Origin of the sequence: Nostoc sp. (genome assembly GCF_036917555.1) — a bacterium.
GTDB lineage: Bacteria > Cyanobacteriota > Cyanobacteriia > Cyanobacteriales > Nostocaceae > Nostoc.
Genome location: NZ_JBALDD010000015.1, coordinates 61280 through 87391 on the forward strand (window position 1 = coordinate 61280; position 26112 = coordinate 87391).

The window sequence follows — 26112 nt, forward strand, 5'->3', positions numbered from 1 at the left end:
CGTTGGCGCACTTGTACTGAGCGACTTGTACCGAGCGAAGTCGAGGTAAGCCGAAGTAGCCTCTCGTAGAGAAAGGCTTGTCGTTAAACATCGCTCAATTTTTTAACAAACAATATCTCCTACCAAAAATATCCTGGTTGGATAGTTGTTTGGCGGCTGGCGGAGTCGTATTTGAGGAGATATTCACGGGTGATCGCTTCATTTTCTCGCAGTGTTTCGACTTCTTTTTTTCCAATCTCAGTGTCGGTGGAAAGCAAAATTACTTGATGGCTGGCGGATGGAAAGTAACGTTCAACTAAATTACTGCGGTGAGAGGAGTCTAGTCTACCTAGCGGCGTATCGATTGCTACTGGTAGGCGGTGTCCAGAGACTTTGGCTAAACCCCAGAGGAATGCGATCGCAAGTAGTTGTTTTTCGCCAGCAGAGAGGCGATGTTTAGGGACAGGTTTACCATTTAAATCATAAAGGGAAAGGCTAAAAGTCTTGGTATCAATAGTGATACGATGAACTAAATCTGATTTGTGGAGGAGATAAAGGAAGCAATTTTTCACTTCTTCCTCTAATTTATTGAGTTTTCGCAGAGTTAATTTTTCCCGAAAAATCTTGAGTGTTTCTTGAACTTTCGCTGCTGACGTAATAATATGTTCGCTATTTTTATGTTTAATATTTTCTACAGTATAATCACTTAATTCTTTTTTTGACTTAGCAATTATAGTTTCTAATTCAGTTAAACGGCGACGGATTGTTTCGTAATTTTCTTTAGCTTCAACAACCTGATTTTGTGCCGTTTCTAGTGCTTGACGCAGCTTTGTATAATCTTCAGGTGCTGCTGCTGTCTGCACTTGTCTTTCTAGAGTATGAATTTCTTCTTCTTTGTTTTTAAGAATAGCTAATTTCTCTTTTGCAGAAAGTTTAGTATTTTGTAAGTGATATATGAGATTATCTAGCTGACTTAAAGTTTCATCATCAGTTAATAACCAAGGTGCTTCTATCTGGATAGTCTTTGCATATAAACTATCTACATCTTGGACTAGGAATGATTGAATTTTTTCAACTTGTATCGTGGAAATTTCCCCTTGATTAAGCCAAGTGAGTAAGCGTTGATCTCGCTCAATTAACAAATCTTTAGAAATTTGTACCTGTTGATGGCGAAATTCCTTTTCTCCCTGTGCTTGCACCTGATTAAGCAAATTGGGAATTAATGCCAGAGGTAAAACATCAGCTGCTAATTCACACATGGACTGACGTACTTGTTCAACTTCCGTAGCTTTTGTATCCTGTTGTAGTTCTAGTTGATTGCGTTCGGCTGCAATCTTCCCGCCTTCAGAAATAAATTTATCAAAGGCTTGTTGCTGCTTTTGTTCTAACTCTTCTACCTGATTTTTGAGAGATTCTAATTTTTCTCCTGTTGTTTGATAATCTTCTTGCTGTTGGGTTAACCTAATTTCAATTTCCTCTAGATTTGCTAAATCCTTACTATTACCAACTTCTTTAAGTTTACGGTTAACTAAAATATCTAAATCAACTGCTAAACGATCTGCTAACTCTAGCCCTAAAAGTCCGCGAATTGCATCTACTACAACTGGTGGTGGTGTTTCCTGTTCTGCAAGTTCTTTAACCTGTTCACCATCAAAGAGAAATAAGTTAGAAATACCTAATGGTAGGAGATTTTCAATATATTCATCCCAGATATTTACCAAAGAATCAACAGGCCAGGTGTCATCGTCACCTAAAATACCTAGTGTATCTTTGCCATCTTTAAGGTTTTTTGTCCAAAAGCGTACAATACGGTATTTTATTAGTTCATCGTTTTCGATATGTTCAAAAACCAGTTCAATACGAGTATCTTTAAGTGGATCTGTTTTGCTGTTAACGCATTGAGTAAGAAAATCGCTATAACTCAAATTACCACGAGTAGAACATTGGGCGCGTTGTCCATATAGAGCGAGACGTATAGCATCCATAAGGGTAGTTTTTCCACCACCATTCATCCCACCTAATAGAATAATTGGGCGAGGATTTTCTTCACTTCTCGGGTCAAGATTGATTACTTGTCTTCCAGCGTAGGGGCCAAAATTTTGTAGAACGAGTTCAAGAAATATCATTAATCTGTGTTCAACCCGCGTAGACGAGTTTAATCTGTATAACTGCGATTTTTAATCTTAAGTATGTGTAGGATGTGCATTGCCCACCCTACCACATTTGTCAATAGCCAAATTATAGTCAGGCCGTCACAATATGCCTTGTTAATATACTCATTACTTCACCAAGATTAGAACTAGGTAATAGAGGACTCCATTCATTCACTTGAGCAAAACCTAGTTTGTAGAGAGTGAGAATCGTGTTGTTGACACCTGTTTTAGTTCCAAAAATTACTACTTTTACAGACTCTCTGGCTGGTGTTGTTGCTGTAGAGTCATCGGATGAAACAAGGGATGTAGGAGTTGGCAAGGTATCTGCCAAAAAGCTTTTATTCATCGAAATTTACCTGTTTGTTAGTCAAATAGTTATGTTATCTATAGGTAACATAACTATCTTACACCCTTTGTTACCGATGGGTAACATTTACTAGGTTATAAGCCTTTGACAAAATCAAAGGCATGGGAAAAGCAGGAAAAGCGCTGAAACGGGTATTGGACATTTATGGCATTAGCCAAAACAAGTTAGCAGTGATAATGGGAACAGGACGGCCAAACGTTCACCGTTGGGTAAACGAGATTAGAGATCCTGTCGCTGATACTGTATTAGAAATTCGTGATGCGCTGAATCAAATTAATCCAGCCGCAGCAGAAGAGTTTATCAGGCTTTACTTGGGAGATGCTGATGATGAGACACAGCCTTAAAGCAGTGTGTACCTATTTTTTAAATTTCATGTTTCCCCAAGTCTTTGTTTGGGCATCAGATTTTGTAAGGTTTGTTGCGTCAACTTTTGCATCAGGCGCGTAAACGCGTAGCGATTTGTCGTTAGACATCGCTTGTGTATCAGGTGTGGCAAAATCTGCTAAAGTTAGCTGCTTGACCTTTTCAATATCGCCTTGTTCAGCTGCTGTTTTCAAATCCCGCTTTAAATGAGCATTTTTAACTGCTTCATCTTTAGAACGCGAACTTGTAGCAAAGCATTTTTCAAGGGTGTCGTAGATTCCCACACGACGGGACATTTTACGAAATTGGCGTTCTGTGTCTAAAAGTTTAGCCATGAGTTCCAAGTGCATACTATCATCTGCACAGATTTCTTCTAACACAGCCCATTCATCACGACCTAGTAGGCTATAGTCAGCACCAGGACGGGGGTCTTGAAATTCTTCACCAGTCACTTCTTGATAAATCCGGGGTAAACTATCATCAAACTCGTGTTTTTCTTCTAGCCAAATGCGGCGAATTTCACTCATTTCTTCGAGAGTAATTAGGGTAATATCGCGCATATTTTCTGGCGCTGTCCGACGAGTTTTTGTTTGCGCTTCTAATAATTGTCTGAGCCAATATTCCCGCCAATATTTTGTGTAAGGGCCATAAATTGGTTCAATAGAGGCTTCACCATCTATTTGACGCTCAAAAAGTTGAACTTCTCCCCAGATGCGACGGAAGTCTCTTTTATCGCGGTCATCTCTATTATCTAATTCATTGCGGATATCTAATAATGGCTGCATCCATTCTTTCTCTTCATCATTTTGAATCATTGCCTCCATTGATTTATCTTTACTAACAATTGTGCAAACCCAGCACCCAAATCGAGAATCACCACAGCTAGCAGTAGAAGTATCAACAACTAGAGGACATTCATTATCTGCTGTAGCACCTCGATACATGGTGAACAAGTCTTTGTTGCTATATTTCCAAGGGTTTTGCCACTGATTTAGATAAATCCAAACTTCATCAGTACGCCAATCTTCGATGGGGCTATAAATTAAAGAATTAGGCAAGCTTGCACTATGGTAAAGCAAAGATGTAGGTGAACTTGAATCAGAAATGAGGCGGTCTTTTAGGCTACCTGCTTGATGTTTTTCCATTGAGATAGCACGTTTGATACTTTCAGCCTTGCGCGTACCTAAAACAAGAATAACTTCCCCATTTACTCTAACTACATCACGGACAAAGCGGTTAGAAGGATGAATTTTTAGACGGTCTGTACACCAACGGAATTTTCCTCGCGGCGTTGGATAACCTTTACCAATCAAGCTTACCCAGAATGTCTCTTTGATTTCTGGTTGTAATAAATGGGGTTCAATGGGCATTTTCTGTTCTTTAGCAGTAACCCTCATCCTTTCTAAGGATTTACGTACCCAAACAGAGACTACAGGGTTTTCTACCAGTGTGTCAGTTGTAATAACATGAATAGTCTTTTTTCGCTTTTCAACTGGTAGTGCTGCGATCGCATTCCAGATAAGCTGTAAGGTAGCAGTACTATCTTTTCCGCCCGAATAGCCCACCACCCAAGGTATCTCATCTAAACAATACAATTCTTGAATTTCAGTGGTGAGAGCTTGGATATAGTCCACTAACTCTGCTACAGTACGTGTTTGCTGAATTTTATTTTCTGGTTGTTGTGCTATAGTCATTTCTCCTTCTCTCTGGAAACACTGGCGTTAATATCCCGGCGAATAGAATTCGCGGCTATACAGACAAAACCCACCGAACTGAATTAAAAAAAAGTTTTTAAAAACTTTACTACTAATATCCAAATTTTTGGATAATTAAACGACATAATCCTATTCTGTTTTTAAAATTTAACATGAAAGATAGTGCATCTGACTCCGCTGCTGACATTGCTAGAGAGTACCTGGAACGGGAAAATAAGGAAAAACAAGTACTAGCTTTACTCCTAGAGAAGTTTTTAGGGAGAAAAGATCAGATTCTCGTTCAAAAAACCGAAATGGGTGGTACTGAGGCTTATGTTAGCTCTGTTACCTTGGAATGGTTTGCAGGTCGAGTTCACTTCGCCTCTGGCTTACCTCTATTTCAAAAAAAGTATAATCGTGAGACTGATAATGTCGAGATTGACGCGGATAGCATTGATGAAATTCAACAGCGTCCCTTAGATTGGTCACGTCAAGCGCCGCTAGTACAGTATTTAGCGGCTCGACACAACCACAAGTTTCCGCCAGTGCTGGTAGTAATTAATCAACCGTGGGTGGATAATTCTAAAGCTGCTGAGTGGGATAACGAAGGACGCGCCATTAAGTCTACGACTGATTTTATACCTCTAGATAAAGACGGTAAGGTAGGTCTGCTAAATATTTCTGAGGATGATGTAACCATTTATGCACTAGATGGGCAACACAGATTAATGGGGGTTCAGGGGTTGATGGAGTTAATCAAAACTCGTAAACTCCAGCGATATAAAAAAGATAAAGGTGCTGATGACAGTTTTATTACAGTAAATGATTTGATAGAAAAGTACCAAGTAGACCTTGCTTACTTGCAAAATTTACCCAAGGAAAAAATTGGTATTGAGTTCATCTGTGCGGTAGCGGCTGGGGAAACTCGCACCGAGGCGAGGCGGAGGGTGAGATCGATTTTTGTTCATGTCAACCTGATGGCTGCACCGTTGACTAAAGGTCAGCTAACACAGTTGAATGAAGATGATGGTTTTGCGATCATTGCTAGAAAAATTGCAGTTACGCATCCACTATTAAAACAACGACAAGAGCGCAATCCTCGTGTTAATTGGAATAGTGCAACAGTGGCTTCCAATTCTACAGTTCTGACAACTTTGCAAGCTCTGCAAGATATGTCTGAGCGATATTTGGGTCAAAAGTTCCCTCACTGGAAACCCTTGGAGAAAGGTCTAATTCCCATGCGTCCAGAGGATGAAGAACTTGAGCAGGGAATTGAGGAATTTAGCAAGCTATTTGATAATTTAGCTAGTCTTTCAAGTTATAAAATTTTAGAACACGAGGATACACCAGCTTTACGGCGCTTCAGTTTTGAGAAAGATGGAGGTGAAGGAAATATGCTTTTCCGTCCGGTTGCTCAAGTTGCATTAGCCCAAGCTTTGGGAATTTTAGTTTTTAAAAAGGGTTTTTCTTTGGAAGATATTTTTAAGAAACTGCGGAAGTTTGACCAGAAAGGTGGTTTTAGTGGTATGGAATATCCCCAATCTCTCTGGTATGGGATTTTGTATGACCCAAATAAAAAGCGGGTGCAGGTTGCTGGACGAGATTTAGCGGCGAAGTTATTGGTTTACATCCTGGGTGGAATTCAGGAACAGATGGAACGTGCTGAACTTCGTAAGGCTTTGGCGGATGCTAGGACTGTAGAAGATAAAACTATAAGTTTTGATGGCGAGTTTGTTGAACCAAAAGCAGTAGGACTACCACCTATTCTGTAATTATGCTTGAAATATATTTTGGCGATGCCATTGCAGCGCTTCCAGTTCTGGAAAGTGTTGCTCTGTATTTGGTAAAAGTATTGTTTCACCATGAAAATCTTTCATAGGTTTAGCATGGGGAGATGCTTCTTCCAAATCATTACTAACTATAATTTTGTATTGCTCATCTACAGCAAACCAACCCTTATCAAATGCCCAATGATGGTTTTTGCAAAGTGCTATTCCATTATGAATCCTATTATCATAAAACTGTGAAAATGGCTTGATGTGTGCGCCATCCACAATATTTGGATTTACTTTTTTAGTTACTTTCAGTCCACAAAAGGCACATCTATAATTATAAATATATATAATTGCTGTCCTAAAGAAAGCATTTCTAATAACTGCTAGTTTCAAGCCCCACCTTGGATTAGTCTCTAAATTTCCTGTTTTAATTAATTTTTCTATATCTACAGCGTCATCTTGAAAAGTTTGATTTATTTGTAAAATAGCTTCTAAATCATTTTCATTATTATCAGAAAAGAAAGCTGCCACAAGTGCATCAATTAGTTCTTTTCTGCAAAACTCGTCTTGCAAAAAGTTAAATAATTCACTGTCTAGATATGCGTATTCAACAGCCTCCTTTAGCTTGTTAATTGTTTTCGGCTGTAACCCATTAAATTCAGGCTTAAATTTTAAGTACCAAAAACCCTCATTTTGCAAATGGAAGAAAGGATAGTGTAAACCACCTTTGTAAGACGGAGAACCGATTACATTCCAATACCTCTCAAATGTTTGAACTAATTCGTCTGAAACCGGAATGTCATTAGTAGTAATGACACCTCGTGCAATTAAATCAATTACAGATAAAAGTAATATTGGTTTATATTGAGCATTACCACGCTTCCGGCTACTACTTACATTTAATTCAGCAAAGCGTTTACAATAATATGCTATATTTTTCATATTTAATAACTTAATTAAGCGAGTGAAAAAATCAGTTTAAGAATTTACTAAGATCAAATTCTTCTTCTAGATGTTCTTTTGTTCCTCTTTCAGAAATCAGAACTAATAGAAGTCGCTCTGAGTAGTCAACAGAACCCCGCAACTCGTTTTGTAAAATTTCCAGTCCTGCGTTAGCATACTCTTCAAATATTTGAGTACGTTTATCTTCATCTTGTTCTTCTCTTGATGAGAGTATATTGATATCTTGAGTTTCATTTATACCTAATAATTTAATGATTAGGTCATATCCCAATGAAGCAAAATTTTCTTGTAGAATTGGAGATGGTTCTCTTTTTGTAGTTTCTCCCAAAGGAACACGCTTTTTATACTTAACGCCCAATGCTGCTGCAAACACCATAACTTCTACATAAGTTTGAAAAGGCCCAGTTGTGTCTTTTGATGTGACTAGAGATTTCACCAACTCAGCCTTATCTTTAGCAACCCTGATTCTATTTGCAGCCATTGTTTTAATATTTACATTGTTGCTATTTTAACCGAAAGTCAAAAGCGATCGCACCCATCAAGGCATTATTTTATACTAGTATATGGGCGATCGCTTAAACAAACAAATTATCCACTAACATAGTCCATCCTGGTACTGCGGGTTCAGCTTCAGCCACCTCATTACGGCGATACACTTGCGGTTCTTCAGGATTACTAGCACGATATACTCTAATAACTTCTTCTTTAAGTACATCTACATCCCAAACTACCAAAGTACCAGCTGCAAAATAATCACCGCGTTTACTAGCCATATCTTTCTCAGCCTTATCACCATAATCATTTTCACTTCTTACCTCAGCAGCAAACACAGGTGCACCATTGAGAAACTTCCCACCTGTAGGTTTGCCAGTATAAAATGCGGCATCAGGACTTAAAGAACAACGATTAGAGAGATTGACAATAAAACCAACATTATCAGGTAAAGCGTAACCACTTTTTGTCAGACGTTCATAATCCCGTAGACTTGCATAAATTTCACCACCTGCACGTCCTGGGAAAAATCCAGTTGGAGACATCAGCATCAATTTCCCATTCACAATCTCTGCTTTAGAATTGTCAGGTAAGTGGTACAAATCTTCAATAGTTGCTTCAGTTTTAATACTCATAAAACCCCTAATAATGAATCGAGGATAATCCTAATTTAAATAGGAAACTGAACATTTTCATACACCAAAGATATCGGAAAGTGGAAATCAACGCTGGTTAAATAAACCTCATCCCCTGCTTCATAAGGATGTAACTCCCAGAGTCCTCTATCATTTAACCGGAAGCAATCTAAACCAATTTTTTCAGCATCAATGAGGATGTATTCTTGCAAAGTCTGAATGCGACGATACCGCGTAAATTTTTTACCTCGGTCGTAAGCTTCCGTACTTGGGGACAGAACTTCAACAATTAAACAAGGATATTGGAGAAATTGAATAGCTTGTTTATCCCGTTCATCGCAACTCACCACAACATCAGGATAATGAAAAGGCCCGTTTTCAGATACACCTACTTTCCCATCCGCCATATTCACACGACATCCACTTCCTCGCAGGTGACTTTTTAACGCTGAAGCTAAGTTTAAAGCAATATCATTATGGGGAAGAGTACCCCCAGTCATGGCGAAAACTTCACCATCAATATATTCATATTTAATTTCTTGGCCTTGTTCCCATTCCAGGTATTCGTGGGGAGACATATAATTTCTGTTTGGACTCGCAACCATAACCTGATTCCTTCTCAAAAGTCACTTTTCTCAACTTTAACTAAAATCGGACTTACGCACAGTAACAGAAAATCGTAGACGCATTCGCGGAGCGTCTCGTAGAGAAGCGGCTTGCCGCAGGCTACCACAGAAGGATAGAGAACACGGAGGAATAAGAGTTTGAGAGGTATTTTGCGTCAGTTCTGTAAAAAACCTTTGCGCCTACTCTACGAGAACGCCTAACGGCGAATGCGCGAAATCATCAGATTCCTTGGAAAAGTCTTTCTCTGCGTCTCTACATGATAATTACCTATCCCGTTCAACTTCCATAATTTCCGTATACTCAAACTCATTCGGACTTTGTTGCACCAAAGGATATCTTTCTCCAGCCAACTCAATATAATCTTGTTCGCAATCTGGCTTAGAAGAATAATACGTAAGCACATATTCTCTACCAATTCTGTCTGTCATTTCTGCTTCAACTTCACCCCGCCACTGAGTCTTAGTAACTAAAACTATCAACTGATTCGCTAATTGGGGAATTGTTTTAGCAATGTGTCGCCGCGAATTCTCATCCAAACTACCGAAGGGTGAATCCATCACAATTGGAAAAGTACTACTATCAGGAATCATCATCATTTTTCGCTTCTCACTCCATTCCCTTACTTTGTCAATGATGCTGGCAATAAAGGATAAACTGAGAATTTGATTCTCCCCCGTAGAAGCTGCAACTGGTGCTTCTATCCCTGTAGTATTTTCTACTAACGTCAGTTCATATTTTTCACTAATTTTAGGAATGTATGGAGTTACAGAAATCTCCATGAATATTTCTTGTACTCGTTTTTCTAGTTGCAGGCGAAATTGTTGCTCTTGACGATTTCTAACTTCCGTTAACCGTTCGATTGCATCTTGAGTGGCGTTAATTCGTCGCTGTGCTAGAGTTTGCTTGTCTTCATTCAGCTTTTGCTTTGCAATTTGTTTATTTAAACCTTCAATCTCAGTTGTGAGTTGAGCAATTTGCTGCTGATTTGCACCCTGTTCTCGATTCAATTCATCAATTTTACTTTCAATTTCATCTAAGCGTTTTTGTAAACTGCTAATTTCTTCATTAGCATCTTTTCGCAACCGTTCTTGAATATTGTCTAAATCACCTTCAATTTGGGATATAGTTTGCCTTAACTGATTAATTCTAGTTTGTTCTCTATCAACCTCTTCCCAAAAACCTATGGCTTGCTTATCAATTTCATCTACTTGTGCACTCATCCGAATTGCAGTTTCTTCCACCGCTGAAGAACCTGCTTTGTTTAACCACGTACTTACATGAGTATGAGAATGATTACCCTCGTGTAATTCTGCGCCACAAATACAGCGTTGAGAATTGAGTAAATCATTCACAAATTCTCTTGAAATTCCTGATGTTAACTCGCCGCGTTGCTTCAAATCATTGATAATTCCTCGGAACTGTGCTGTAGTTTCTGACAGTAAAACTGTATAACCCCGCGCGGAAAGAACTTTTTTCAGTGCTTCCTTCGTTTTTTTATATTCTTCTTGATTCGCTGTCTTCTGCGATTCTAAATCCTGCCATCTTTCTTGCAATTCCTTAGCAGCGCTCAGTTCTCGTAACCGATTACTTGTCTCTTTTTTAAAAGTTTGTTGATATTCTAACTCTTCTTTAATTTCAGTTTGTCGTTTGGTAATGCGTTCGCGCTCTCGTTCTATCTTTTCTTGCTGTCGTAATAGTTGTTTAATTTCAGAATCACCAATAGCTTTTAAATCATTTTCTAAAGTTTTTTTAGCATCTCCCAAATGTCTGATAGAACGGTTAATTACTTCCACACCCAAGAAAATTTTTGTAGCTTCGGCAATTTCAGCTTTTTTGTCAGAACGAACGATTTCTTCAATTCGTTCGCCGTCAAAGAAAAAATATTGATGTAATGTAGCGGGTAAAATTTGATTAATTATATCGTCTGGTTGTTGAATTGGTATGTTCCATTTGCCATCATCCGCACCAACCCACATAGTTAATTGAGTTTTGCCAGCGTCAAAATCACCTTCGTTTTTATAACCCCGACAGGCGCGTTTAACTCGATAGCGTTTACCTTCATGTTCCCAGCCAATTTCTACCCAACATTCTACAGCTTGACCTTTTTGAGTTTCTGCGATCGCACGCTTATTTACTAACTGTTCTACCGATGCAAAGGCTGCACTAAATTTATCATACAATACCCATGTAAAGGCATTCAGTAAGCTAGTTTTACCAGAGCCATTATTGCCATAAATAATTGTCGTATTCTGAGCATCTCCCCCAGCGATGATCATCTCTGGTGTCGTACCATAAAAGGAGCGAAAGTTGCATAGCTTGATTGAAGTCAGCTTCATCGCACCTCTTCCTTAATAATGTCCAAAATATTATCATTTATATGGCTGTTAATCTTCTTATCTAGTCTGCCTTTTTCCAGCTTCCATACCCGCTCAATAATTTGCCGTACTTCTGGCGGAGCGCTAGTTATTGGCTCCTGCACATCATCGATATTCGCATCTTGTGACATCTTCGATTTGGAAATATAGTTTTTCTATATTTTAACTTTCTCTAGTAGTGCATTTACCTCCGTAAAGCCACTGTTAGCGTTATCTTTAATTTTGCAAAAACTATTTTTTAAAATTTATCATTTTCTTTGAAAAAAGACTTTATTATTGGATTATCTTCTGTTATTATTAATATTAATAATTCAGATTATAATGGGATGTAAGTAAAATTTTTAAAGCTGCTTACATCCCATTATGATCAGACTCATAATTTTATTATTTCATACTTAATGCCTCTTTTTTCAAAACTCGAAAAATTTTACAAAATAATACAACTATATAGTCCATCATCAAATATCTAATAAACCATATCGCTTTTGTAAATCAAGTAACTTCATTCTTGCAACACCTGCATTATCAGCTAAATCAGCAAACTCCACAAAGCGACGCAATTCCTTTTTCAACAGATTACGCTCAACTTCTATAGTTTCTCTATCTAAATCTGGTGGTAAAACAATCATGTCAAATATTGTTGCGCGTTCTTTAGCCGGATGAGGACGTAAAACTCGCCCCCGTCGCTGAATAAATTGGCGGGGATTACCAGAACTTGATAAAATTACTGCAGTTTGAATTGCTGGGATATCAACACCTTCATCTAAACAACGAATTGCGACTAAACCTTGCAACTCACCACTTTCAAATTGATGGCGCAACATTTCCCTTTCTTGTAAAGTTGTTTGAGCCGTATAGGTACTTACCTTATACCCTAGATCCACCCCCAGAATTTTAGCAACAGCTTTAAGTTGGCGTAGGGATGAACGTTGTCCCGCATCTTGGGAACCGTCACCACAATAAAAAAGTGTGTGAGTAGTTTCGCGGCGAGTGGTCATTAAATCGCGCAAAGCATTTAATTTATTTTCTGCTGCACCAATTAACCTTGCTCTTTGCATCAACAACGGCTTTAAATCTTCATTGTCTTCAAATCCCGATTCGCCATTTTCTCGATCTCGATAAAGTAGTGATCGCCCAATTCTTTTAGTTAGCTTTAAATAGGCAATACTTTCTGCTTCCGTTAACTCTACCAGCACCGGATAATACAGATAATGCACCAAAGCACCTTGAGCGATCGCATCCCTCAAAGTAAACTCTGGTTGGAGAACTGGCCCAAAATAATCAAATAAAGATTGCGTACCAAAATCATCAAAATATCTTTCCGGTGTGGCAGATAAAGCTAGCCTCAACCCAACACTGCGCGGCAAACTTTCTTCTAACTTAGGTGCGCCTAAATTATGCGCCTCATCCCCAATAATTAAAGTTTTGGCAGGAAAATATTTGAGTTGAGACTGAAAGCCATCTCCAATTAAAGTGGAGTTCGTAGTAATCACCGTGACAAACCGTTGAGAACCAGAGCGCAGATTATAAATTTGTGTAGAAAGTTGACTTTGCCAAGTGCGTAAATTCTCGAAAGCTAAAATGGGTTGCAAATTAAATTTTTCACATTCTCGCGCCCATTGGGTAACGAGATGACGATAGGGACACACTACCAACAGAACTTGTAAATTAATCTGCTGATATAATTCACAAGTGATCGCTAGTGCGGTAATCGTTTTACCACTACCAGTAGCCATTTTCAGCGTCCCTCTGCCATTGTTGGTAAACCAGCTAGCGATCGCTTGGCGCTGGTATTGCCGCAATTGCAGAGACAGAGGCATTCTTGGGCATCCTGGTAATGGTTGCGGAGTGTAATAACTGCCCTTACTTTCCCTTGCAAATGGTAATTTCAACCGGAAAGTGGGCAGTTGCTGCACTGAATTTTTCGTCAGGTACATATTTATTTAGTCATTAGTCATTGGTCATTGGTACTTATCTTTCCCATTCCCCACTCCCCATTACTCAGTTGTAACCACGCCAAACACCAATGAGTGAACCTTGCACCTGCACTTGTTGAGCCATGACTTCAATGGGATTGTACTTAGGATTTGCTGGTTTGAGGGTAACGCGATCGCCTTGGCGATAAAAACGTTTTAATGTTGTACCAAATCCATCAACTCTGGCGGCGACGATAGTACCATTTTTCAAATGATTTGGTTCTGCTACTGGACGCAGAAATACCACATCTCCATCAGTAATTAAATCTTCAATCATACTATCGCCAGCTACCCGCAAAGCGTAAGTTTGGGGAGGTAAATCGAAATTAGAAAAGTCTAAATGATCTACAGCATCAGTAAACGGTTCTATTAAACCACCAGCAGCGATCGTGCCCAAAATTGGTACACCTTGCTTAACAGGACGCAAAATCCGAATCGTTCGCGCTTGTCCTTCAGTCCATTCTATATATCCCTTAGTCCGTAAATGTTCTAAACGGCTTTGAATTGGTGCTGGTGACTTCAAGTTCATCGCTTGCATCATTTGCCGAATAGAAGGCGAATGCTGGTGCGATCTGATGTATTCTGCCAACCATTCGTAAAGTTCTTGTTGAGCTTCTGTTAGACGTTCCATAAAGAAAGCGGAAGTAATTATAAATGTCTCTAGAACATTAGTACTACAAAAAACTCCTTATAACAAGAGAAAAGTAAAAATTATGAAAGGCAAAAGCAAGAATATTGTCTTTTCTTTTACCCATTTATTTTGAATTTTTTACCAGCAAGTAGTCAGGAGCCAATTGCACACTCACTATTTTGACTCCTAACTCCTGTACAGACGCGATTAATCGCATCTCTCCTAACTCCTAACTCCTTTCATTTTGCCCCTAAGATACTTGCAAGTAAAGCTTTTTGAGCGTGCAAACGATTTTCTGCTTGTTCCCAAACTCGTGATTGGGAACCTTCAATAACTGCCTCGGTAATTTCTTCACCGCGATGGGCTGGTAAGCAGTGTAAAACAATTGCCTCTGGATCAGCAAGACTCAATAGCTGTTCCGAAATTTGGTAAGGCTGGAAAATTGGCATCCGGTTATCGGCTTCTGCCTCTTGTCCCATACTCGCCCATACATCAGTGTAAAGTACAGCAGCTCCCTTAGCAGCTAATTCTGGATCGTGAGTAAGGAGAACTTCAGTTTTGTTATTAGCGATCGCTCTTGCTTGCTCTACAATCCTAGAATCTGGCTCATATCCACTAGGAGTAGCAATTCTAACATTCATCCCCACCAAAGCACAGCCCAACATCAGAGAATTAGCGACATTATTCCCATCACCCACGTAGGTTAAAGTTAACTCAGCAAGAGTGTTAAAGCTTTCTTGAATCGTCAATAAATCAGCTAATACCTGACAAGGGTGTTCTGCATCGGTAAGCGCATTAATTACCGGAATCTTGGCATAGTGAGCAAAAGTTTCTAAATCCTGCTGGGCAAAAGTGCGAATTGCCAAAATATCCAGATATCGATCTAACACCCGCGCTGTATCCTGCAAAGGTTCCCCACGACTAACTTGAGTGACATTAGGGTTGAGATCAATTACCTGTCCACCAAGTTGGTACATCGCCACAGTAAAACTTACCCGTGTACGAGTTGAAGCTTTGGAGAACAACAACCCCAAAACTTTATTACACTGCAACTTCAACTGCTGTGATTTAAGTTGAGTTGCCAATTGCAGGAGTTCTTGAAGTTCCGTAGAACTGATGTCCGTTAGACTTAATAAATCTCGTCCGAGCAATGCTGCCATGCTTGTAATCTGTAAAAAATAATTATATATTTCTGTTCCTTTATTCAGCCGTGCCAAGAAAATATAGTTTTAGAACTGACCAGATATTTTTGGGTTCAGCCCAGGATTTGAGTTAGCTTTTGCTATGAATATTAATTTATTAACTTTATCAGTGATTCAGAATCACTGATTTTTTCTGGTTCATCACAATGGCAACGCCAGAAAAACTATTTAGGCGTATATAAGCAGCGATATTGCTAAAATTTCTGGTCTTTTAGCCTAATTTCTGATGAGGCAGATATTTTTTAGAATTCACAGCTAGACAAATAAATGGATTATGGTATAATAATAAATCGTGGTTACTAATTAAGAGTAATGGTCAAACTCGCCAGCATAGCACAGTGGTAGTGCATCCGACTTGTAATCGGAAGGTCGCGAGTTCAAATCCCGCTGCTGGCTTTTGTTGAAACAGAACAATTTTCTTTGTTAGCACTTGCTTGTGGTTTTTGTCTTGTTGCGACTACCACAATAGGTACTTACACAAACCCTCTCGAAAAGTTTTTCAAGAGGGTTTTTTGATTTATTTAGAGCGATCGCGCAAGCTCATTGCATTGGTTAATTCAAAGCATCAGCGATCTTAATACCAAGGTGCAGCAATGCTTTTTCTTTCACAAATTCAGCCGCGCTACGAGCCGATTCTGCCAAAATAGTATCGGTGTTGGGAGTCAGCTTCAGCGCTCCTCCCAGGTATCCCAAAGCTTTGCAATAATCATCAGTCAAGTTGGTAGATGCCAGTCTCTTTACAGTTTGATAATCGCCACTCTGAAAAGCTGTTAACGCTTTGTGGTGTAAATCATTTTCTGGCTTTCCTAGTACTTCAAGAATTGCGTTCACAGCTTTCTCAACCTTTTCTTGTGTTAGTTCTGTAGATATAGTTGCTTGCATATTGATCTCCTTTTTTCATGAATTCGCAAGTTGTCGGTAGCGTTCTTGAACTTCCCGAATCGAAAACAAAGTTTCAAACTTTAACCCTGCTGACTGGTACAATTCACCTCCCCCTTGCTCTCTGTCTACCAGTGAAATTACTAAATTTACGGTATAACCTGCATCTTTAAGACGCTCAACTGCTTTTAGAGCAGATTGCCCAGTTGTTACTACATCTTCCAAAACTACTACTTTTGCGCCCTCTGGTAAACTGGAACCTTCTATATAAGCTCTTGTTCCATAACCCTTGGCTTCTTTGCGAATAATCAGCGCTGGGATCGGGCGGTTTTCATAAACTGAAACTATACTCACTGCTGTCACAATTGGGTCAGCCCCCATTGTTAAACCACCTACTGCCTGTGTATCTACAGGTAATAAAGGAAATAGTAACCGTCCGACAGCTAAAGCGCCTTGAGGATGGAGTGTTACCTGTGTCTTATTAACGTAATAAGAACTACGCAGCCCAGAAGAGAGGAGAAAATCACCCTCTTGATAAGCAAGTTGGCAAAATAAATCTAGTAGCTTGTGGCGCAAAGTGGTCAAATCAGAAGTGGTTGCCCAAATATCTGGGTGGGTAATAGTTTCAGTAGGATACGTCATTACAAAACATTAAAAGTTGTGCTACACCAAAGGTTGAACTCATCAGAGTTCTGAACTTCAGCATAAATTAAGATTCGCCCAAAGCAAAAGTTGAGGAGTCACAAACGTGCGTATAAAATTTAAAACCTTTGGTGGTTTATTAGTGTTGCTTGCTGCTGGTATTGCTTTTCCCTCTATTGCATCTGCCCAAACGGCAACACCCAATTCTGAAACTACGAATGATATATTTGAACGAGCTTATTTTCGTCACGATCCCAATTTCTACGAAAATGGCAGCCTCAAGCGTCAACTAGACTCATTTCTCGGATCTGGTTCCGGTTTCGGTGGTTCCTTCCCAGAAAATGAAATTGCCCGCGATGCTAATTTGATTAATACTTTATATCATGATGCCCTGACTCAGCAAGTTGGCAACGATCCTTATATTCGTACTCTTGATTTACCAAATCCTTATGACACATCGCTGATGATGTCTCCTCGCTATAGCAACAAACTCAAAGTAGGAACAGAATTCAGGTTTGAAACTTTACCATCTCGGTAAGATTGGAGAGTAGGGAGTAAAGAAGGTAATAGGGTACAGCTTATAGGGTAAAGATTATTCCCTCTCACCTGTCACCTGTCACCTCTTTTCTAATCCCAATGCCCCATGCCCTTCTATCTAGTAGTTTTTGATGATTCAGTGCGCCCTGCTGGAATCGAACCAGCCTGAAGACGAATTATGAGTTCGTTGCCTCCCCAATCGGCCAAAGGCGCTTATTTTTTGGGTTTTGGGTTGCTACAAGTAAATTTCTTTAACTCTTAGGTCAACCTCATTTGCTAATTTGTAGAGTGAGAAAAATACCTCACGTACTGAGTTTAGCCAATCCCATGAATATAGCACAAATTTACCACGTGTGAATACTGGACAATAGTTTACTAGATTTTTATACTACATAATTTGATCATAGATATAGTGCAAACTAATATTGATTAAGTTCCTTTAAGGATTGAGGTCAAAAGCTTCACTATTCTTAAATAGACCAGCATTCTATTGTGATAGCTTGTCAGCGATGAAAATAAATTCTACTGTACTTCTTACTTTGATTTTGTTAATTCTGATGATGGGAGCAGGTTCTGTGAGCGCGTTTTTGGGCTTTGAACTGGGGAGTTCAGCACTTAAAGGCGTTAGCACACCAGATGGGCGTCCTACAACCAAATTTGCCAGCAATAAGGCAAATAACTTTCAACAGGGAGGGCTGGTGCTATTAAAAGAGGAAGAGGTTCTGAAAATTGTCAAGGCGCGAATTGAGGGTAAGACCAAAGCTGCTAAATCGGAAAAGCCAGAAGAAGATGATGAAGAAACCAATAGCAGCAAGCAGAAGCCAGAGGAAAAACCCCCAGAAGTAGTTGAAGAAAAACCCCTACCAGGTTTTCCGGTTACAGCCCAAAGTCAGGGTGTAACAATGACTGTGCAATCTGCTCGCTACTCTGGTGGTGATTTACTACTGAAAGTGAAAATGCAGAACAAAGGTAAGGATTCTGTGCGCTTCCTGTATAGTTTTTTAGATGTTACCGATGACAAAGGACGAACCCTGAGTGCAAGTACAGAGGGTTTACCAACAGAATTGCCTGTAAATGGGCCAGCATTTTCAGGTACAGTAAGCATTCCTACAGCTTTACTTGATGATGTCAAGAAAATATCACTTGCTCTGACTGATTATCCCGCTCAACAATTGAAGCTAGAGGCATCGAATATTCCTGTAGAAAGGTAGAAAGGGCATTGGGCATTGGGCATTGGGAATTGGTAATTATCTATTATTTTTTACTATTCCCCCTAAATGGAGGGCGTGAGTTTTACACGAGCTTTGGCGGTGAGTGGTTTTCCTAATTTAAGTTTGATAGAGGTGGCGCTGCGGTTGTTGTCAGTGCTACTACTGATTGCCATAAATGCCTTTTTTGTAACGGCCGAGTTTTCAATGGTGAGCGTGCGGCGATCGCGTATTCACCAGCTAGTTAAGGCTGGGGATATTCCAGCGATCGCTGTAGAAATGTTACAACGCAGTATTGACCAACTGCTATCTACCACCCAGTTAGGTATTACCCTCTCTAGTTTGGCACTAGGATGGATTGGCGAAAGTACGATTGTCGTGCTGGTGAATGCCTGGTTAAGATCCTGGCCTTTACCCAGTGGGATGACTACCTTCCTCGCCCATTCCTTATCAATTCCCATTGCCTTTTTCTTGATTGCCTATTTGCAAATTGTGATCGGAGAACTATGTCCCAAATCCTTAGCCATGCTGTACTCAGAAGAGCTAGCGAGGTTTTTGGGGCCTCCGGTAAAAGCGATCGTCCGTTTTTTTGGCCCCTTCATCTGGATTCTTAACCAATCAACTCGTTTTTTATTACGGATTTTTGGCATCCAATACACAGGTCAAGGCTGGCGACCGCCTGTAACTCCCGAAGAATTGCAACTGATCATCTCTACAGAATGGGGGTCTACTGGTTTACAGCGTGCAGAGCGGGAATTACTCAATAATGTCTTCGAGTTTGGGGATGTCATGGCGCAAGATGTGATGATCCCGCGCACCAGTATTATCGCGCTGCCAAAAGATGCTACCTTCCAGACATTACTCAGGGAAATGGCTTCTACTGGTTACTCTCGCTATCCCGTGATTGGTGAATCTTTGGACGATATTCGCGGTATTGTTTATTTTAAAGATTTAGCACAACCTTTGGCTGTAGGAAAGCTCAGTTTAGAAACACAGATCCAACCTTGGATGCGTCCTGCTCAGTTTGTTCCAGAACACACGCCCTTGAGTGAACTTTTGCCCATGATGCAGCAAGAGAAACCCGCTATGGTTATGGTAGTGAATGAATTTGGCGGTACTGTGGGACTCGTGACAATTAAAGATGTGATTGCCGAAATTATTGGTGACCCCAGCGAACCTGAAAGCAGTGAAGACTTACTGATTCAGATGTTAGATAAGCAAAAATTTTTAGTGCAAGCACAAATCAACCTCGAAGACCTCAACGAAGTTCTGCATCTTAATTTGCCCCTGACCAGAGAATACCAAACACTAGGGGGCTTTTTGCTGTATGAGTTACAGAAAATTCCTGCCAAAGGCGAAACCTTTTGTTATCAAAATCTCGAATTCACTGTGATATCGATTGTTGGCCCACGCTTACATCAAATTCAACTGCGACGATTAGAGGAGTTAGGAGTTGAGAGTTAAGAGTTAGGAGTTATAGATTTTAACTCCTCATTCAAGAAGCATACGCCAGTGGATCAACAAGTCCCAATTCGGCAAAAGCTGCTAGCCGTAAGCGACAAGAATCACACACACCACAGGCGACATCTCCACCTGTATAGCAAGACCAAGTTAGTTCCCAAGGAACTCCCAATTGGTTCCCCAGTTGGATGATTTCGGTTTTTTTCAGGTTGATTAGGGGTGCAACAATATTAATTGGTCGTCCCTCACGCCCTTGTTTGGTTCCCAGGCGAAAAACTTCTTGCATTGCTTGGATATAGTCGGGGCGACAATCAGGATATCCTGAGTAATCTAAGGCATTAACGCCGATATAGACACGCTCTGCTGCGATCGCTTCGGCGTAACTAAGAGCAAAGCTTAAAAAGATAGTATTACGAGCCGGAACGTATGTGACAGGAATATTTTCAGACATTTCATCCAGCGATCGCTCCTGGGGTAAATCAATGGCATCATCAGTAAGTGCGGAACCGCCCCATTGTCGTAAGTCAAAATTAACTACCTGATGTTTTGCGATCGCAGCTTTTTGAGCAATACTGAGCGCTGACTGTAACTCTCGTCGATGTCGCTGCTGGTAATCAAAGGAAATAGCATGACATTCACAGCCATCAGCTTGAGCTTTGTACAGAATTGTGGAAGAGTCTAATCCCCCAGATAACAGAATTACAGCTTTCATCTCAGTTGCAAATTTTGGATTTCAAATCACCAAATCAAACCTAACAAGATGCCAGAAAGCAATGCTAGGCGGAATTTATACTTAGTATTACTGAATTTTTTCAAATTAATAAAAAGACATATATTTTTTGTAGAAAGTGCAAAATCCAAAGCAAACCTGAAATATCGATACAAAAGATATTTGGATTACGGGAACCGATCACAAACTTTGAAATTCTTCATAAACATAGGCTCTATGTTACCATCTGGATGGTTTTAGACGGATCGTAACCGGCTTTCGAGTATAAACGCCAACGGCCGTAGCGTCTCTAAATTTGGTGGTTGAGGAGAGAATAATAGTGCAAAATAGCATGTCAGTGGCAGAACCGAATCCATATACACAGCGCAACCAGCCACGACCAATCCGCATAGGCGTGATTGGAGTGGGTAACATGGGACAACACCACGCTCGCGTGCTGAGTTCAATGAAAGATGTTGAACTAGTCGGAGTGGCAGATATTAACGTCGAGCGAGGATTAGAAACTGCCAGCAAGTACAAGGTGCGTTTTTTTGAAGATTACTGTGATCTGCTACCCCTTGTGGAAGCAGTTTGTGTAGCTGTTCCCACCCGTCTGCACTATGCCGTGGGCATCAACTGTCTGTTAGCGGGAATTCATGTTTTGATTGAAAAACCGATCGCAGCTAGTATTTCTGAGGCAGAGTCTTTAGTAAATGCCGCAGCTGAATCTCAGTGTATCCTGCAAGTAGGTCATATTGAGCGTTTTAACCCAGCTTTTAAAGAACTGAGCCAAGTTCTAAAAACAGAGGAATTGCTGGCACTAGAAGCCCACAGGATGAGTCCTTACTCAGATCGAGCAAACGATGTTTCAGTTGTGCTGGATTTAATGATCCATGACATCGACCTACTTCTGGAATTAGCTGCTTCCCCAGTCACAAAATTAACTGCTAGCGGTACTCGCTCCCTAGACTCTGGTTATTTAGATTACGTAACCGCCACCTTGGGCTTTACCAATGGTATTGTTGCTACTCTGACTGCCAGTAAAGTTACTCACCGAAAAATTCGCCGGATTGTCGCCCATTGTAAAAATTCATTTACTGAGGCAGATTTCCTCAAGAATGAAATTTTGATTCACCGACAAACCACTGCTAATTCTCTCACCGACCACCGACAAGTACTTTACAGACAAGATGGTGTAATTGAAAAAGTTTACACCAGCAATATTCAACCACTAAGTGCAGAATTAGAACATTTTGTCAACTGTGTACACGGTGGCAATCAACCCTCAGTAGGTGGTGAACAAGCTCTCAAAGCCCTGAGACTTGCGAGTTTAATTGAGCAGATGGCGCTGGAAGATCGAGTTTGGAATCCCTTAGACTGGCAATCGGAACCAAGGGTACAATCATTGACCCCCACAGTCTAGAAGAAGAGGGGATGAGGGGGATGAGGGGGACAACAAGGTGAAATTTTCTCCCTTCTCTCTCTGTACTACCCCACAGCCCCAACTTCAGCAGAAAACCCTAGAGTATGTTTTTAAATTTGCCATCAAGTCTTTAGATCCTTCCTAGTCCCTTTAAAAAGAAGACTAAGGGGGATCTAAAAAATTAGAAAAAAAAACCTAGTGGTTCGTTTCATTAATTTTGTGAGGTTTGTAGCGAGCAGATAAATCGTTCAATCTCAAAGGCTAGAGATACTTACGAACTTTTATAACTCTCAACATTAATGAAACAGACCCTTAGCTTCCACTTGTCTTACTCTGTTTTTCAGTTGTGATGCCAATTTTGAGTGCAGCCAAATTACCTTGACTCTAGCAAGCGGGGATAATTACCCTTTAAAAAAGCTAAAGCTGAATTTAGTAACAAGACTAGTCCAGCAATTTCAGGAATTGACTTAATGCTTGAATGGATAACTAATACTATCAACTATTTTGGCTATTGGGGAATCGCCCTATTAATGTTTTTAGAGAACCTTTTTCCCCCCATTCCTTCAGAATTGATTATGCCACTGGCTGGATTTACAGCAAGTCCATATCAACCAGGAGGAGCAAAGCTGAATATTATTGGTGTGTTTTTCGCAGGACTTTTGGGTTCTGTATTGGGCGCACTTATTTGGTACTATCCAGGTAAGTTTTTGGGTGAAACTCGTTTGAAAGCTTGGGCTGACAAGTATGGCAAATGGCTGGCTATATCCAGTAAAGATATCACCAAGGCCAAAGAGTGGTTTGACCGACAAGGTAGAACAGCAGTATTAATTGGTCGTCTTGTGCCAGGAATCCGCACCTTGATTTCTGTTCCGGCAGGTATTAGCAATATGCCCTTGCTACCATTTTTGTTTTACACAACATTCGGTAGCGCTGCTTGGGTGGGTTTGCTAACATACTCAGGATACATATTGGGTAGTCAGTATGAACTTGTGGACAAGTACCTTGCTCCTGTATCTAAAATCGTACTTGGCGGTTTGGTTCTAGCATTTGTTTTCTGGATATTCAAGCGCCAGTTAAGACGTACTAGAAGATGAAACACGGACGCTTTTGGTTTGAAAGCAGTGAAAGCAGGGGTTACATCTGGCCAAAATTCGCCTACACTATGCCAAATAATACTAGATATGCGTTGGCAGAGCTTACCAGAGGTATCGCCGGAATTAATTTTTGGCGTATTTCTAGCTACACTTGACGCAACCTAGAATTTCTGGTTGCTCGCATTTTTGTAAGATGAGCATGACAACTTTTTACAGTTAAGTTTGAACTAGGAGCTTTCATGACAGACCAACCTTCCGCCGCTACCCCAATCAATGCTGCTGCTATACCTATGAATAGGCAGCCGTTAGCATCGACTCCCATAAATGCTGTTAATAATAATCCTCCCATTGGCAAGCCAGCCGGTGTTCCGGGAAAAACCATTCTCAGTGTTGATTTAGGAAGAACTTCCACAAAAACTTGTGTGAGTCGTGAACCCGGCAGTGTGGTGTTCGTACCTGCCAACGTCAAGCAGATGTCAATCGAACAAGTACGCGGTGGTGTTTTTGAAGCCAGAGCTACTGACCCCTTAATGGATTTGTGGCTGGAGTATCAAGGAAATGGATATGCTGTTGGTCAACTTGCAGCCGATTTTGGGGCGAATTTAGGAGTCGGACAATCTAAGGTAGAAGCTGCACTGGTAAAAGTTTTAGCAAGTGCTGGTTACTTCAAACTCAGAGATGATATCTCAGTCGTACTGGGTCTGCCTTTTCTTTCCTTAGAGCAATTTGAAAAGGAAAAAGCACAGTTGATTAGCCAAGTAGGTGGCCCTCATGTGTTGAACTTCCGAGGTGAATCTGTATCGCTGAACGTCAGTAAGGTATGGGTCATGCCAGAAGGTTACGGTAGCCTGTTATGGTCTGAAGCTCAACCCAAGAAAAACCCTGGCAGTCCCGATTTTACAAAAATATCGGTGGCAATCGTTGATATTGGACATCAAACCGTCGATCTTTTGATGGTAGATAACTTCCGTTTTGCCAGAGGTGCTTCTAAGAGCGAAGACTTCGGGATGAATAAGTTTTATGAATTGGTGTCTGCCGAAATCGAAGGAGCAGATAGTCAATCTCTAGCACTGATTTCTGCTGTCAACAAACCCAGAGGTGAACGGTATTACCGTCCTAAAGGCGCTAGCAAGCCCACCAACCTAGATGATTTTCTTCCCAACCTCACGGAGATGTTTTCGCGCGAAATTTGTAGCCGTGTGCTAGCCTGGTTGCCAGAACGCGTCACCGATGTAATTCTTACTGGCGGCGGTGGTGAGTTCTTCTGGGACGACGTTCAACGTCTGCTCAAAGAAGCAAAGATTAATGCTCATTTAGCAGCACCTTCCCGACAGGCGAATGCTTTGGGGCAGTATATTTATGGAGAGGCACAATTATCCTCCAATCGCGCTGCTAGGGCATAAAGCTGATGTTCCAATGGTCAAAAAAGGTAGTTAAATCCGTCACGTTCAACCCAGAGCTTGCTGATGAAAGCTTGTTAGCGCAAGTAGAAAGTTATTTGGAAAAACAACCAGACAAGACTTTCAGCGACCTCTGTAAAGAAGCCTTATGGCAATCTTTATGTGTACCGGAACCTGTACAACCTGCTCCACAAACAGCAGTAACAACACCGATTGATCAACAAATCGGTGAACTGCAACGTCAAGTGGCTGGACTTGAGGAACGTTTTTTTGCCAAGGGATCTAATCGTTTGGAGGCGATGGAACATCATCTACTGCAACTTTCTCAACAAGTTGCACAACTGGCGCTCATAGTCAACGATCGATCGTTCATTCCGTCTCCAACTCAATTAGAAGTAGTAAATAATACTTCTTATACTGTTGCTACCCCTCCTCAAGAGGTTGACCCCGTAATCAGTCGCCTTAGTCAGTTTCTCGATGATTTTTAAGGAACAATCAGGTTTGTGAGCTGTTTTTGCTCATGTTAACAATCCTTAATAGTTAATACTATTAAGGATTATTAATGTTTATATATAAAAATATTTGATTATTGAAATTTGTATAGATGGGACGATTGCTCATACTAAATATGAGCATGGCGAACAAAATTTGGGTATAGTGGAGTTTTTGGAGGTAGGTAAGGTTTTAGGTGTTACTCCTTGTGAATTGTTGGGAAAACTATAACAAGTAACTGAAACAGCAGATTTTACCCAATAGTAACTGTGAGTATAAAAAGAGAGATATCTAATAAAAAGATATTTGATTTCGATAGCAAAGAAATCATCTCTTATGCTGAACGAACAGCGACAGATATCACTGACATGTCATGGAATGATTCCGTCAAAACAGTTTTATCTGTTTGTTGTGATTCGCCTACTCTATTTCCAGAAATAAAAAGCTGGAGTTCAAATGAAGATTACATTACCAAGTGGTTAAAAAAGTATTTTGGCGGTTATAATAACCGACCCTCAAAGCGAACTAGTAAGAAGATAGGCACTGTTTCAGACGACATTATTGACACAATTATTTCAGATCGTTTACCTACTCTCAGCACTGGCGCTATTAATCACATAAAGTATGCTCATCGTCTTTGCATGTCGGCAGAAAACATATTAGGTCTACTTTTAGAAGAATATATTGCTGAAAAGTTGTCGTCTTATGGTTGGCATTGCGCTTGGGGTGCGACTATCAATAAAATAGATTTTTGCACCAAGAAAGGTGAGCTATTACAAGTTAAAAACCGTAGTAATTCTGAAAATAGTTCGAGTAGTAGTGTCCGCAAAGGAACTATCATTCGGAAATGGCATAGAGTCAATGCTCAAAATGGAGCTTACTATTGGAAAGAACTGAATCAATTAATAGGATGCTCTCATCTTTCTGAAGAAGACTTTGCTACCTTTGTGAGACAAACTATCGCTGAAAACCCCGCAGCATTGTATGTAGAAGATAGTAAATACTGGCAACAAGTTCAGTCATAAGAGTCCTCAA

Annotated in this window: 25 protein-coding genes and 2 tRNA genes; 11 read left to right on the forward strand and 16 right to left on the reverse strand. The window is 40.3% G+C overall.

From position 1 onward, the window contains the following. Positions 1 to 119 precede the first annotated feature (119 nt). Both dndD and V7K60_RS05430 read right to left on the reverse strand, forming a co-directional pair. Positions 120 to 2105, reverse strand: a complete 1986-nt coding sequence (gene dndD, locus V7K60_RS05425) for a DNA sulfur modification protein DndD (protein WP_334923590.1) — start codon at positions 2103 to 2105, stop codon at positions 120 to 122. A 118-nt stretch (positions 2106 to 2223) separates the two neighbouring features. Then, positions 2224 to 2478 carry a hypothetical protein gene (locus V7K60_RS05430; RefSeq protein ID WP_334923592.1) on the reverse strand — a complete coding sequence of 85 codons (255 nt, stop codon included), beginning with the start codon at positions 2476 to 2478 and terminating at the stop codon, positions 2224 to 2226. A 122-nt stretch (positions 2479 to 2600) separates the two neighbouring features. Between V7K60_RS05430 and V7K60_RS05435 the strand changes: the two genes are divergently transcribed. Next, the gene (locus tag V7K60_RS05435) at positions 2601 to 2843 is read left to right on the forward strand and encodes a helix-turn-helix domain-containing protein (RefSeq protein ID WP_298919525.1); all 243 of its coding nucleotides are present in this window, start codon (positions 2601 to 2603) and stop codon (positions 2841 to 2843) included. A 12-nt stretch (positions 2844 to 2855) separates the two neighbouring features. Here V7K60_RS05435 and dndC read toward each other — a convergent pair whose 3' ends face one another. Then, positions 2856 to 4556: a DNA phosphorothioation system sulfurtransferase DndC gene (gene dndC, locus V7K60_RS05440; RefSeq protein WP_334923594.1), complete on the reverse strand. Its 1701-nt coding sequence runs from the start codon at positions 4554 to 4556 to the stop codon at positions 2856 to 2858. Between the two features lie 173 nt (positions 4557 to 4729). Here dndC and V7K60_RS05445 point away from each other — a divergent pair, with 173 nt between their 5' ends. Continuing rightward, on the forward strand, positions 4730 to 6328 hold the full coding sequence (locus tag V7K60_RS05445) for a DGQHR domain-containing protein (RefSeq protein WP_334923596.1): 1599 nt from the start codon (positions 4730 to 4732) through the stop codon (positions 6326 to 6328). On the opposite strand, the gene V7K60_RS05450 is transcribed toward V7K60_RS05445, so the two are convergent. The 9 genes from V7K60_RS05450 to argF all read right to left on the reverse strand — a co-directional run bounded on the left by V7K60_RS05450 (position 6329) and on the right by argF (position 15190). Beyond that, the gene (locus V7K60_RS05450; protein ID WP_334923598.1) at positions 6329 to 7273 is read right to left on the reverse strand and encodes an HNH endonuclease; all 945 of its coding nucleotides are present in this window, start codon (positions 7271 to 7273) and stop codon (positions 6329 to 6331) included. Positions 7274 to 7304: 31 nt separating this feature from the next. Next, positions 7305 to 7775 (reverse strand): DNA phosphorothioation-associated protein 4, encoded by a 471-nt coding sequence (locus V7K60_RS05455; RefSeq protein ID WP_334923600.1) that lies wholly within the window; start codon positions 7773 to 7775, stop codon positions 7305 to 7307. A 94-nt stretch (positions 7776 to 7869) separates the two neighbouring features. Continuing rightward, positions 7870 to 8421: a Uma2 family endonuclease gene (locus V7K60_RS05460; RefSeq protein WP_334923601.1), complete on the reverse strand. Its 552-nt coding sequence runs from the start codon at positions 8419 to 8421 to the stop codon at positions 7870 to 7872. 35 nt (positions 8422 to 8456) lie between these two features. Continuing rightward, the gene (locus V7K60_RS05465) at positions 8457 to 9026 is read right to left on the reverse strand and encodes a Uma2 family endonuclease (RefSeq protein WP_334923603.1); all 570 of its coding nucleotides are present in this window, start codon (positions 9024 to 9026) and stop codon (positions 8457 to 8459) included. A gap of 285 nt (positions 9027 to 9311) precedes the next feature. Continuing rightward, on the reverse strand, positions 9312 to 11384 hold the full coding sequence (locus V7K60_RS05470; protein ID WP_334923605.1) for an AAA family ATPase: 2073 nt from the start codon (positions 11382 to 11384) through the stop codon (positions 9312 to 9314). Then, complete coding sequence (locus V7K60_RS05475; RefSeq protein ID WP_194043855.1) at positions 11381 to 11554, reverse strand: hypothetical protein; 174 nt, start codon at positions 11552 to 11554, stop codon at positions 11381 to 11383. The genes V7K60_RS05470 and V7K60_RS05475 overlap by 4 nt, the downstream gene beginning before the upstream one ends. A gap of 327 nt (positions 11555 to 11881) precedes the next feature. Next, entirely contained in the window at positions 11882 to 13360 is a 1479-nt protein-coding gene (locus tag V7K60_RS05480; protein WP_334923606.1) for a DNA phosphorothioation system restriction enzyme, read from the reverse strand. A 64-nt stretch (positions 13361 to 13424) separates the two neighbouring features. Continuing rightward, entirely contained in the window at positions 13425 to 14030 is a 606-nt protein-coding gene (lexA, locus tag V7K60_RS05485) for a transcriptional repressor LexA (RefSeq protein WP_104909820.1), read from the reverse strand. 239 nt (positions 14031 to 14269) lie between these two features. After that, positions 14270 to 15190, reverse strand: a complete 921-nt coding sequence (argF, locus tag V7K60_RS05490; protein ID WP_334923609.1) for an ornithine carbamoyltransferase — start codon at positions 15188 to 15190, stop codon at positions 14270 to 14272. Positions 15191 to 15556: 366 nt separating this feature from the next. Here argF and V7K60_RS05495 point away from each other — a divergent pair. Beyond that, a tRNA-Thr gene (locus tag V7K60_RS05495) sits at positions 15557 to 15628 on the forward strand. A 156-nt stretch (positions 15629 to 15784) separates the two neighbouring features. On the opposite strand, the gene V7K60_RS05500 is transcribed toward V7K60_RS05495, so the two are convergent. Together V7K60_RS05500 and pyrE are read right to left on the reverse strand one after the other, a co-directional pair. Beyond that, positions 15785 to 16114, reverse strand: coding sequence for a hypothetical protein (locus V7K60_RS05500; RefSeq protein ID WP_334923610.1), 330 nt, complete (start codon positions 16112 to 16114; stop codon positions 15785 to 15787). 15 nt (positions 16115 to 16129) lie between these two features. Beyond that, entirely contained in the window at positions 16130 to 16753 is a 624-nt protein-coding gene (pyrE, locus tag V7K60_RS05505; protein WP_334923612.1) for an orotate phosphoribosyltransferase, read from the reverse strand. 106 nt (positions 16754 to 16859) lie between these two features. On the opposite strand from pyrE, the gene V7K60_RS05510 reads away from it, so the two are divergent. After that, positions 16860 to 17291, forward strand: coding sequence for a hypothetical protein (locus V7K60_RS05510; RefSeq protein WP_334923614.1), 432 nt, complete (start codon positions 16860 to 16862; stop codon positions 17289 to 17291). A 139-nt stretch (positions 17292 to 17430) separates the two neighbouring features. Here the strand turns inward: V7K60_RS05510 and V7K60_RS05515 are convergent. Next, positions 17431 to 17503, reverse strand: a tRNA-Ile gene (locus V7K60_RS05515). A 296-nt stretch (positions 17504 to 17799) separates the two neighbouring features. Between V7K60_RS05515 and V7K60_RS05520 the strand changes: the two genes are divergently transcribed. After that, positions 17800 to 18501: a hypothetical protein gene (locus tag V7K60_RS05520; RefSeq protein WP_334923616.1), complete on the forward strand. Its 702-nt coding sequence runs from the start codon at positions 17800 to 17802 to the stop codon at positions 18499 to 18501. A gap of 66 nt (positions 18502 to 18567) precedes the next feature. Continuing rightward, on the forward strand, positions 18568 to 19962 hold the full coding sequence (locus V7K60_RS05525) for a hemolysin family protein (RefSeq protein WP_334923618.1): 1395 nt from the start codon (positions 18568 to 18570) through the stop codon (positions 19960 to 19962). Positions 19963 to 19993: 31 nt separating this feature from the next. Here the strand turns inward: V7K60_RS05525 and queC are convergent, their stop codons facing one another. Then, positions 19994 to 20671 carry a 7-cyano-7-deazaguanine synthase QueC gene (gene queC, locus V7K60_RS05530; protein ID WP_334923619.1) on the reverse strand — a complete coding sequence of 226 codons (678 nt, stop codon included), beginning with the start codon at positions 20669 to 20671 and terminating at the stop codon, positions 19994 to 19996. 337 nt (positions 20672 to 21008) lie between these two features. On the opposite strand from queC, the gene V7K60_RS05535 reads away from it, so the two are divergent. The 5 genes from V7K60_RS05535 (at position 21009) to V7K60_RS05555 (ending at position 26102) form a co-directional block, all read left to right on the forward strand. Beyond that, positions 21009 to 22091: a Gfo/Idh/MocA family oxidoreductase gene (locus V7K60_RS05535; protein ID WP_334923623.1), complete on the forward strand. Its 1083-nt coding sequence runs from the start codon at positions 21009 to 21011 to the stop codon at positions 22089 to 22091. Positions 22092 to 22561: 470 nt separating this feature from the next. Next, the gene (locus V7K60_RS05540) at positions 22562 to 23185 is read left to right on the forward strand and encodes a DedA family protein (protein WP_334923625.1); all 624 of its coding nucleotides are present in this window, start codon (positions 22562 to 22564) and stop codon (positions 23183 to 23185) included. Positions 23186 to 23424: 239 nt separating this feature from the next. Continuing rightward, positions 23425 to 24588, forward strand: a complete 1164-nt coding sequence (locus tag V7K60_RS05545) for a ParM/StbA family protein (protein WP_334923626.1) — start codon at positions 23425 to 23427, stop codon at positions 24586 to 24588. A 5-nt stretch (positions 24589 to 24593) separates the two neighbouring features. Beyond that, positions 24594 to 25073 carry a plasmid segregation centromere-binding protein ParR gene (locus tag V7K60_RS05550; RefSeq protein ID WP_094347280.1) on the forward strand — a complete coding sequence of 160 codons (480 nt, stop codon included), beginning with the start codon at positions 24594 to 24596 and terminating at the stop codon, positions 25071 to 25073. A gap of 273 nt (positions 25074 to 25346) precedes the next feature. Next, positions 25347 to 26102: a SinI family restriction endonuclease gene (locus V7K60_RS05555; protein WP_334923628.1), complete on the forward strand. Its 756-nt coding sequence runs from the start codon at positions 25347 to 25349 to the stop codon at positions 26100 to 26102. Positions 26103 to 26112: the final 10 nt, after the last annotated feature.

What these genes read in the sequence shown, in the direction of transcription:
- V7K60_RS05545 (WP_334923626.1), top strand. Translation starts at nt 23,425, where the DNA reads ATGACAGACCAACCTTCCGCCGCTACCCCAATCAATGCTGCTGCTATA.
- V7K60_RS05450 (WP_334923598.1), bottom strand. Translation starts at nt 7,273, where the DNA reads ATGAAAAATATAGCATATTATTGTAAACGCTTTGCTGAATTAAATGTA.
- queC (WP_334923619.1), bottom strand. Translation starts at nt 20,671, where the DNA reads ATGAAAGCTGTAATTCTGTTATCTGGGGGATTAGACTCTTCCACAATT.
- V7K60_RS05500 (WP_334923610.1), bottom strand. Translation starts at nt 16,114, where the DNA reads ATGCAAGCAACTATATCTACAGAACTAACACAAGAAAAGGTTGAGAAA.
- V7K60_RS05455 (WP_334923600.1), bottom strand. Translation starts at nt 7,775, where the DNA reads ATGGCTGCAAATAGAATCAGGGTTGCTAAAGATAAGGCTGAGTTGGTG.
- V7K60_RS05465 (WP_334923603.1), bottom strand. Translation starts at nt 9,026, where the DNA reads ATGGTTGCGAGTCCAAACAGAAATTATATGTCTCCCCACGAATACCTG.
- argF (WP_334923609.1), bottom strand. Translation starts at nt 15,190, where the DNA reads ATGGCAGCATTGCTCGGACGAGATTTATTAAGTCTAACGGACATCAGT.
- pyrE (WP_334923612.1), bottom strand. Translation starts at nt 16,753, where the DNA reads ATGACGTATCCTACTGAAACTATTACCCACCCAGATATTTGGGCAACC.
- V7K60_RS05445 (WP_334923596.1), top strand. Translation starts at nt 4,730, where the DNA reads ATGAAAGATAGTGCATCTGACTCCGCTGCTGACATTGCTAGAGAGTAC.
- dndC (WP_334923594.1), bottom strand. Translation starts at nt 4,556, where the DNA reads ATGACTATAGCACAACAACCAGAAAATAAAATTCAGCAAACACGTACT.
- V7K60_RS05520 (WP_334923616.1), top strand. Translation starts at nt 17,800, where the DNA reads ATGAAAATAAATTCTACTGTACTTCTTACTTTGATTTTGTTAATTCTG.
- V7K60_RS05430 (WP_334923592.1), bottom strand. Translation starts at nt 2,478, where the DNA reads ATGAATAAAAGCTTTTTGGCAGATACCTTGCCAACTCCTACATCCCTT.
- V7K60_RS05480 (WP_334923606.1), bottom strand. Translation starts at nt 13,360, where the DNA reads ATGTACCTGACGAAAAATTCAGTGCAGCAACTGCCCACTTTCCGGTTG.
- V7K60_RS05435 (WP_298919525.1), top strand. Translation starts at nt 2,601, where the DNA reads ATGGGAAAAGCAGGAAAAGCGCTGAAACGGGTATTGGACATTTATGGC.
- V7K60_RS05540 (WP_334923625.1), top strand. Translation starts at nt 22,562, where the DNA reads ATGCTTGAATGGATAACTAATACTATCAACTATTTTGGCTATTGGGGA.
- dndD (WP_334923590.1), bottom strand. Translation starts at nt 2,105, where the DNA reads ATGATATTTCTTGAACTCGTTCTACAAAATTTTGGCCCCTACGCTGGA.
- V7K60_RS05470 (WP_334923605.1), bottom strand. Translation starts at nt 11,384, where the DNA reads ATGAAGCTGACTTCAATCAAGCTATGCAACTTTCGCTCCTTTTATGGT.
- V7K60_RS05475 (WP_194043855.1), bottom strand. Translation starts at nt 11,554, where the DNA reads ATGTCACAAGATGCGAATATCGATGATGTGCAGGAGCCAATAACTAGC.
- V7K60_RS05550 (WP_094347280.1), top strand. Translation starts at nt 24,594, where the DNA reads ATGTTCCAATGGTCAAAAAAGGTAGTTAAATCCGTCACGTTCAACCCA.
- V7K60_RS05525 (WP_334923618.1), top strand. Translation starts at nt 18,568, where the DNA reads ATGGAGGGCGTGAGTTTTACACGAGCTTTGGCGGTGAGTGGTTTTCCT.
- V7K60_RS05460 (WP_334923601.1), bottom strand. Translation starts at nt 8,421, where the DNA reads ATGAGTATTAAAACTGAAGCAACTATTGAAGATTTGTACCACTTACCT.
- lexA (WP_104909820.1), bottom strand. Translation starts at nt 14,030, where the DNA reads ATGGAACGTCTAACAGAAGCTCAACAAGAACTTTACGAATGGTTGGCA.